Origin of the sequence: Geobacillus thermopakistaniensis (assembly GCF_000498995.1) — a bacterium.
In the GTDB taxonomy this organism is placed as follows: Bacteria; Bacillota; Bacilli; order Bacillales; family Anoxybacillaceae; genus Geobacillus; species Geobacillus thermoleovorans.
Genome location: NZ_AYSF01000058.1, coordinates 69,895 through 77,939, shown reverse-complemented (window position 1 = coordinate 77,939; position 8,045 = coordinate 69,895). Strand labels below are relative to the sequence as shown.

The window sequence follows — 8,045 nt, the reverse complement described above, 5'->3', positions numbered from 1 at the left end:
CCATGTCATCGCAAAACTCAGCCGAAAATAGCTCTTGTCGGCCGGCCCGTCGGCGATTTGATGCAAAAAGACGACTTTGCCGTTTTCCTCGATGGCGCGGGCATGGACGTTCGAAAGCCGCGGGAGCGAACGCTCCAAGGCGGTGAGTTCATGGTAGTGGGTGCTAAATAGTGTTTTCGCGCCGATATGGTCGTGAATGTACTCAATGATCGCCTGGGCGAGCGCCATGCCGTCGTACGTCGATGTGCCGCGCCCGATTTCATCAAACAAAATGAGGCTGTTTTGTGTCGCATGAGCGATGGCGTGGCGCGCCTCCAACATTTCGACCATAAACGTGCTTTGTCCTGCCGACAGGTCGTCAGCAGCGCCGATGCGGGTGAACACTTGGTCAAAAATGGGCAGCACCGCCCGCTCGGCGGGAACGAAACAGCCGATTTGCGCCATGACGGCGGTGAGCGCCACTTGCCGCATGTACGTGCTTTTTCCAGCCATGTTCGGTCCAGTGATGAGCAGCATTTCCCGCTCGCGGTTCATGTAGCAGTCATTCGGCACGTACATTTGCGCGCCGAGCACTTTTTCGACAACCGGGTGGCGGCCGCCTTGAATCACCAAGACGCGCTCCGTGGAAAACTGCGGACGCACGTAGCGATACTCGTCGCTGATCGTTGCGAATGATTGAAGCACATCAAGCTCGGCAATGGCTTTCGCCAACGTCTGCAGGCGCGGGATGTATTGCTTCACCTGCTCGCGAATGGCGACAAACAGTTCATATTCGAGTTCGATGCTTTTTTCTTCCGCCTCCAAAATGAGCGCCTCTTTTTCCTTCAACTCCGGGGTGATAAACCGCTCGGCGTTGGCGAGCGTCTGCTTCCGCTCGTAACGTCCTTCCGGAACAAGGGGGAGATTGGGCTTTGTCACTTCAATATAGTAGCCAAACACTCGGTTGTAGCCGACTTTGAGCGATTTGATGCCGGTCGCTTCCCGCTCCTTCGCCTCAAGTTCAGCGATCCACGCTTTGCCGTTGCGGCTCGCATCGCGGTAGCGGTCGAGCTGCTTGTCATATCCGTCTTTGATGAGGTTCCCTTCTTTGACGGAAAGCGGCGGCTGTTCTTGAATCGAGCGCTCGAGCAAATCGACGAGCTCTTCGCACGGGTCAAGGCGCTCGCACAGCTTGTCCGCTTCAGCGAGCGGCAGTGCGCCGACCGTCTGGCGGAGCGCCGGCACTTGAAGAAGCGACTTTTTCAGCTGCACGAGATCGCGGGCATTGGCGTTGCCGTAGGAGACACGGCCGACAAGGCGCTCAATGTCGTAAACGCCGCGCAGCCTGTCGCGCAGCTCCTGCCGTTCAAAATAGCTCGTTTTCAACGTTTCCACAAAATCGAGGCGCCGTTCGATTTCGCGCCGATCAATGAGCGGCCGGTCCAGCCATTGTTTTAAGAGCCGCCCACCCATCGCTGTCACCGTTTCATCCAAAAGCCATAACAACGAGCCTTTCCTTCCTTTTGACCGCACCGTTTCGACCAATTCCAAATGCAGCTTGGAATGTCGGTCCATTTTCATATAGTGGTCAACTTGATACAACTCAGCCGGCTGCAAATGATCGAGCCGCCGCTTTTGAGTGCGGACGAGGTAATGAAGCAAGCGGGCTGCGGCCTGCCGCAGCTTTTCTTGCGCCACATGGCCGATGACGCCGTTCCATTCGTCGCATAGAGATGTGTCGTCCTCATAAGAGACCGCCGCCCCGTACCGCTCTTTCAGCTCGCGCACCCACTCTTCGCCGCTGTCTGTGGCAACGATGATCTCCCGCGCTCCAACGGCGTGCAATTCGTTTGCCGCTTCCTCCCACGAAGAAAGAAGCGTCAACCGGACCTCGCCGGTCGACAAATCGGCGTAAGCCAATCCGTATGTACCATCAGCAAACGGCGTGAGCGCCGCCAAGTAGTAGTTTTCCTTCTCGGTGAGCCCTTTGCCTTCCATGAGCGTCCCTGGGGTGATGAGCTGCACAACTTCGCGGCGAACGACGCCTTTGGCCGTTTTCGGGTCTTCGACTTGTTCGCAAATGGCGACTTTATATCCCTTTTCGATTAACTGCTCAATATATCCTTGCGCCGAATGGTACGGCACCCCGCACATCGGCACCCGTTCATCGCCGCCGTCGCGGCTTGTTAATGTAATTTCCAGCTCTTGCGCCGCCTTGATGGCGTCGTCAAAAAACAGTTCGTAAAAATCGCCAAGCCGGAAAAATAAAAACGCGTCCGGATATTGCGCTTTAATGTGCAAATATTGCTGGATCATCGGTGTGTACGATGGCATCGCTTCTCCCCAACCTTTTCGGCCCGAAGGCTCGTTGATTGCGCTACTATTATAACAAGCGGCAAAAGAAAAAACTAGGAAAGAAATTTCCTAGTTTTATTCTTCTTCGCCAAGCAGCAAATCTGGGCTTAAATCTTCTAATTCTTCATCAAGGTCATCCTCGTCGCAAAAATCGTCGTCCTTGCCGCATCCTTCCGGATTGATGGCAACGCACACCTTCGTTTCGCCGATCACTTCGGCGACAAACTCCCGCTCAACATCGACAACGATTTTATTGCCGTTTGGCGAAATCGTGCATTCGAGGCAGTTCGGCTGCTGGATGACGCGGACGATGACATCGGTGTCATCGCTGATTAAATTATCTTTGTCGCGATATTTTAATTTGACGACGTCCGTATACGACACCGTTTCGGTGACGACTTCGGTTTTTGTATTGTGGTTGTACGAATACCAGACGTTGATGTCATAATGGCCGTGAATTTCGACCGTTTTATCGCATTTTTTCGCTTCATAACGGTGGTTGATGATCCAGCAGCCAAGAATGCTTGACGGGCGGTTCGGCGCCGTCACCGTATGGGTCGATTGTGTAAACTTGCGGCCTTTGCCGACAACGGCTTTCGTAATAATTTCTCTGTATTCAGACATCGAACGGAACCCTCCTCAAATGAATCTTCATTTCATCCTATGCGCCATCTCCGCTAATGTGCACAGCAAATGAATCATTATTCCGTATAGTTCATTGTATGCGCCTGCTCCGTTCGATGTGCCTTCTTTTTTGCCGCCAGGCAGCCGCCCGCGGTTTGGGGGAAGGGAGAGCGCGCCCATAAGAAAAAAAGCGCCCCGAAGGACGCTTTTGAGCCGCATGCCATTAATGGCAGCCGCCGTGTTTGTTGTAGCGAAGCGCGGCGCCGGTTTCGCCGCGCAGCACGTCGCCGCCCGTCGAAGCGAGAATTTCATCAGTCACCGTATTCGAAATCGTCGAGGCGACGAGCTGAAGCAGGTCGTTCACATCGGATTGGGACTGCTGGAATTCGCTGACGATCGGAATTTGCGACAACTCTTCGTAAATGGCGTCAATTTTGGCCTCAACCTGTTTCAGCGCTTCATGTTTTCCGTAATGCTGAAGGTTGACCGCTTGCTTTTGCAACGATTTCAGCTCGTTGATCAACGTGCGCACTTTTTCGTTTTGGTGGATTTTTTCTTCCGCTCGTTTGAAAAAGTCGACTTCTTCCGTTTCGGCGATCATTTTCGCCAGCTGCTTCGCCTGGGCCAAGATATCATCCCGCGTATATTTTGCCATGTTCGTTCACCTCGATCGCTTCATTGACTAGCTCGCCCGTCAGCGTCCATGTCTTTGCCTGCGTAATGCGCACGTTGACCAATTGGCCAATGAGCGATTTGGGGCCGACGAAGTGGACGAGCTTGTTTTTGCGCGTATAACCCGCCAATACGTCCGGATTCGTTTTGCTTTCGCCTTCCACAAGCACTTCGACGACTTGCCCTTCGTATTGCTTCATTTTCTTGGCCGCGATTTCCTGAACAAGGTCGTTGAGACGCTTGAGCCGCTCTTTTTTCACTTCCATCGGCACGTTGTCCTTCATGTTCGCCGCCGGCGTGCCTTCGCGCGGTGAATAGATGAACGTGTAGGCCGAGTCAAATTCGACTTCACGGTAAAGCGACAGCGTTTCTTCAAACTGCTCGTCCGTCTCGTTCGGGAAGCCGACGATAATATCCGTCGTCAACGCGACATCCGGAATGGCGGCTTTGATTTTGCGAACGAGCTCCAAGTACTCCTCGCGCGTATATTTGCGGCCCATCATTTTTAAAATTTCCGTGCTGCCCGATTGCACCGGCAAATGGATATGCTCAACCAAGTTGCCGCGTTTGGCGAGCACTTCGATGAGCCGGTCGTCAAAGTCGCGCGGATGGCTCGTTGTGAAGCGGATGCGCGCAATGTCAATTTTGCGCAGCTCATCCATTAAATCGCCAAGGCCGTACTGGATGTCGGTGAAATCTTTTCCGTAAGCGTTGACGTTTTGCCCAAGGAGCGTAATTTCTTTATAGCCTTGGGCGGCGAGCTGGCGCACTTCTTGGATGATGTCTTCCGGACGGCGGCTTCGCTCTTTGCCGCGCGTGTACGGAACGATGCAGTACGTGCAAAACTTGTCACAGCCGTACATAATGTTGACCCATGCTTTAATCTTCCCTTTGCGCACTTTCGGCAAGTTTTCAACAACGTCGCCCTCTTTCGACCATACTTCGACGACCATTTCTTTCGACATGTACGCCTCATGCAAAATGTACGGCAGGCGATGGATGTTGTGCGTGCCGAAAATAAGGTCGACGTATTGGTATTGCTTTAAAATTTTCTTGACAACCGATTCTTCTTGCGACATACAGCCGCACACGCCGAGCAATAAGTCCGGGTTCGTCGTTTTGAGCGGCTTTAAGTAGCCGAGCTCGCCAAACACTTTGTTTTCCGCGTTTTCACGGATCGCGCACGTGTTGAGCAAAATGACGTTTGCCTCTTCCGGACGGTCGGTCGGCTCATAGCCGAGCGCCATGAAAATGCCGGCCATCACTTCCGTATCGTGCTCGTTCATTTGACAGCCATACGTGCGGATGTAAAACTTCCGTCCGCGCCCCATGCCGCGAAACTCTTCAGGAATCGAAAAGTCTTTGACGTACTTGACTTCCTCTTTGCCGCGTTTCTTCGCCTCTTTTAAATTCGGCGGGAGAAACACGCTCGTGAAATATTTCTCATAGTCTTTCGTCGTTTTTTCTTTCAGCCGGTCCAAGGCGGATTTTCTGTCCGCTGGATGGCTTTCGGTTTTGATTTGTCCCGTTTGCTCCAAACGTTGTTTTTCGTTCATAGCAATCTCCTTTCTTCACAAAATCATTCGATCATCCGAGACGAGCGGCCGCCGTTTCCTGTGCAGCCGGCCTCGCCTCGGCAAATTTCTTCCAACCACACACTACCATAGTATATCGCGAGCGGCAAGGAAACACAATGAGGTTTGTTCCGGAGGACCGGAACATGTCATGATAACAAAAAACACCCAATGAGGCAAGCCTCCATCGGGTGCAAATTGTTTCCATTTTTACATAAACTCTGCTACGAGTTCGGCGAACTTTTCTTTGCTCATTTTCAGCTCCGCCTCGGCAAGCGGCGCCTCGCTGTAGCCTGGCACAAGCTCTTGGTACGACTTTTGTTCTTTGTTTTGATAAATGATCCCGGTGACGAGCCCATCGTATTTCATGACCGTCTGCATCGCCATCTCCCGGTCGGACGGGTCGTATCCTTCGATGTCGCTCACCTTGATGAGCCGCTCTTTGAACCACTCGTACGTATTCACTTTGTTGTACGTCACGCACGGGCTGAAGACGTTGATGAGCGCAAAGCCTTTATGCTTGACGCCTTCCTCAATCAAGCTCGTCAATTCTTTTAAATCGCTTGAGAAACCTTGCGCGACAAACGTCGCTCCGGCGCTTAACGCGATCTCAAGCGGCGACAAAGCCGGCTCGATCGACCCGTGCGGCGTGCTTTTTGTTTGGAAGCCGGCAGCGCTGCGCGGCGATGTTTGTCCTTTCGTCAACCCGTAAATTTGGTTGTCCATGACGATGTATGTGATGTCGATGTTGCGGCGAATGGCATGAACCGTGTGCCCCATGCCGATCGCGAATCCGTCGCCATCCCCGCCGGCGGCGATGACCGTCAAATCGCGGTTCGCCATTTTCACTCCTTGCGCCAGCGGCAAAACGCGGCCGTGCGTGCCGTGAAAGCCGTAAGAGTGAATGTAGCCGGAAATGCGGCCCGAGCAGCCGATCCCGGAAATGACCGCGAGTTCGTGCGGCTCCAACCCGAGATTGGCGGCCGCGCGCTGGATGGCGGCCTGCACGGAAAAGTCGCCGCACCCCGGACACCAGTTCGGTTTCACATCATTGCGGAAATCTTTAAAGGTGGCCATTGCGCTAACAACTCCTTGCATTTAGTATAGACGTCGCCCGGCAAGAACGGATTGCCGTCGAATTTTAAGACGCTGGCGATTTTATCAGCGTGCCCGACGTTCATTTTCAACAAGTTCGCCAGCTGCCCGGTGGCGTTTTGCTCGACGACGACGACTCGTTTCGCTTTCTCGACAAGCGGCCGCACGTCGTCAACCGGGAACGGATGAAGCAGACGGATGTGCGCATGGTTGACTTTGACGCCATCTTGCTCGAGCCGCTCCATCGCTTCTTCAATGGCTCCGCGCGTCGATAAAAAGCCAACAAGGAGCAAATCCGGTTCTTCGTGGTGGAGTTGTTTGTGCACCGGCGTCGGGAAGTGGATGTGCTCGAGTTTGCGCATCCGTTTTTCCATTTGCGCCCGGCGGTTTGCCGCCGTCTCTGACGGGCGGCCTGTTTCGGCGTGTTCGACCCCGGTGACATGGTGGATGCCGTATTTTGTTCCCGGCAGCACCCGCGGCGAAACACCGTCCGGCGTGATTTCATACCGTTTGAAGTTGTCTTTGTCCGGAAGCGGCGGCAGCTCACCATTCATCAGCTTGCCGCGGCGGATCTCGATCCGATCGTAATCAAGCGGCTCAACCGTCTGCTTGCCGAGCGACAGCTGCAAATCCGACAGGAAAATGACCGGGCATTGGTATTCCTCAGCTAAGTTGAACGCTTCCGCCATATCGTAAAACGCTTCTTCGACCGTGCTTGGCGCCATGACAATTTTGGGAATTTCCCCGTGCGTGCCATAGATCATCGCGAGCAAATCCGACTGCTCTTGCTTTGTCGGCAAGCCGGTGCTTGGACCGCCTCGTTGCGTGTCAACCACAACAAGCGGTGTTTCCGTCATCCCAGCTAGTCCGATCGCTTCGGCCATAAGCGACAACCCGGGTCCGGCGGAAGCGGTGAACGCCCGCACGCCCGCATAGTTGGCGCCGATCGCCATCGTACAGGCTGCGATTTCATCTTCTGTCTGGATGACCGCGCCCCCAAAATCCGGCAGCTTTTTAATCAAATACTCCATAATCTCCGAAGCTGGGGTGATCGGATAGGCGGCCATAAAGCGCGCCCCGCCGGCAATGGCGCCCAAGGCGATGGCATCGTTGCCAATCATGAACATTCGCCGTTTGCCGTCGGCTTTGGCTAGTTTCATCGTTTTCGTCGAACCATCGAGCTGCTCTTTCATATATTGCGCTCCAGCGCGAATCGCTTCCATGTTTTTCTCAACGACTTGCGCCCCTTTGCGCCCAAATGTATCCACAACAACACTTTCGAACACGGCGGCGTCCAAATCGAGCACCGCACTTGTCGCGCCGATGGCAACCATGTTTTTCATCAGCGGATTGCCAAGCTGTGTAGCGATATCGGTGAACGGAACGGCGTAAAGCGCCACTCCTTTTCCTTCCGGAATCACTGGATTGAATTTGGCGTCCGCAATGACGATGCCGCCGTCACGCAGCTCGTGGAAGTTGAAGTCGATTGTCTCTTGGTCGAACGCCACCAAGATGTCCAAATCATCAGCGACCGCCCGCACCGGTTTCGTGCTGACGCGAATTTTGTTGTTCGTATGACCCCCTTTGATGCGTGAAGAAAAATGGCGGTATCCATATAAGTAATATCCGAGGCGGTTCAGCGCTGTGGAAAAAATTTCCCCTGTACTTTCAATTCCTTCCCCTTGCTGGCCGCCTACCTTCCATGACAGCTGTTCGATCATGAATTACACCCCTTTATATTCACTC

At 53.7% G+C, this 8,045-nt stretch carries 6 protein-coding genes; all 6 read right to left on the bottom strand.

Annotated elements, in window-relative coordinates:
* A partial coding sequence (gene mutS / locus T260_RS126955; RefSeq protein WP_023634163.1) for a DNA mismatch repair protein MutS occupies positions 1–2,313 on the bottom strand: 2,313 nt, incomplete at its 3' end.
* Between the two features lie 96 nt (positions 2,314–2,409).
* Complete coding sequence (locus tag T260_RS126960; RefSeq protein WP_011230804.1) at positions 2,410–2,958, bottom strand: outer spore coat protein CotE; 549 nt, start codon at positions 2,956–2,958, stop codon at positions 2,410–2,412.
* A 223-nt stretch (positions 2,959–3,181) separates the two neighbouring features.
* On the bottom strand, positions 3,182–3,613 hold the full coding sequence (locus tag T260_RS126965) for a YlbF/YmcA family competence regulator (RefSeq protein ID WP_011230803.1): 432 nt from the start codon (positions 3,611–3,613) through the stop codon (positions 3,182–3,184).
* Positions 3,591–5,186: a tRNA (N6-isopentenyl adenosine(37)-C2)-methylthiotransferase MiaB gene (gene miaB, locus T260_RS126970; RefSeq protein ID WP_011230802.1), complete on the bottom strand. Its 1,596-nt coding sequence runs from the start codon at positions 5,184–5,186 to the stop codon at positions 3,591–3,593. Before miaB ends, T260_RS126965 begins: the two co-directional genes overlap by 23 nt.
* Positions 5,187–5,414: 228 nt before the next feature.
* Complete coding sequence (locus tag T260_RS126975) at positions 5,415–6,281, bottom strand: 2-oxoacid:ferredoxin oxidoreductase subunit beta (protein WP_011230801.1); 867 nt, start codon at positions 6,279–6,281, stop codon at positions 5,415–5,417.
* Positions 6,248–8,020, bottom strand: coding sequence for a 2-oxoacid:acceptor oxidoreductase subunit alpha (locus T260_RS126980; RefSeq protein ID WP_023634162.1), 1,773 nt, complete (start codon positions 8,018–8,020; stop codon positions 6,248–6,250). The genes T260_RS126975 and T260_RS126980 overlap by 34 nt, the downstream gene beginning before the upstream one ends.
* Positions 8,021–8,045: the final 25 nt, after the last annotated feature.

What these genes read in the sequence shown, in the direction of transcription:
- T260_RS126960 (WP_011230804.1), bottom strand. Translation starts at nt 2,958, where the DNA reads ATGTCTGAATACAGAGAAATTATTACGAAAGCCGTTGTCGGCAAAGGC.
- T260_RS126965 (WP_011230803.1), bottom strand. Translation starts at nt 3,613, where the DNA reads ATGGCAAAATATACGCGGGATGATATCTTGGCCCAGGCGAAGCAGCTG.
- miaB (WP_011230802.1), bottom strand. Translation starts at nt 5,186, where the DNA reads ATGAACGAAAAACAACGTTTGGAGCAAACGGGACAAATCAAAACCGAA.
- T260_RS126975 (WP_011230801.1), bottom strand. Translation starts at nt 6,281, where the DNA reads ATGGCCACCTTTAAAGATTTCCGCAATGATGTGAAACCGAACTGGTGT.
- T260_RS126980 (WP_023634162.1), bottom strand. Translation starts at nt 8,020, where the DNA reads ATGATCGAACAGCTGTCATGGAAGGTAGGCGGCCAGCAAGGGGAAGGA.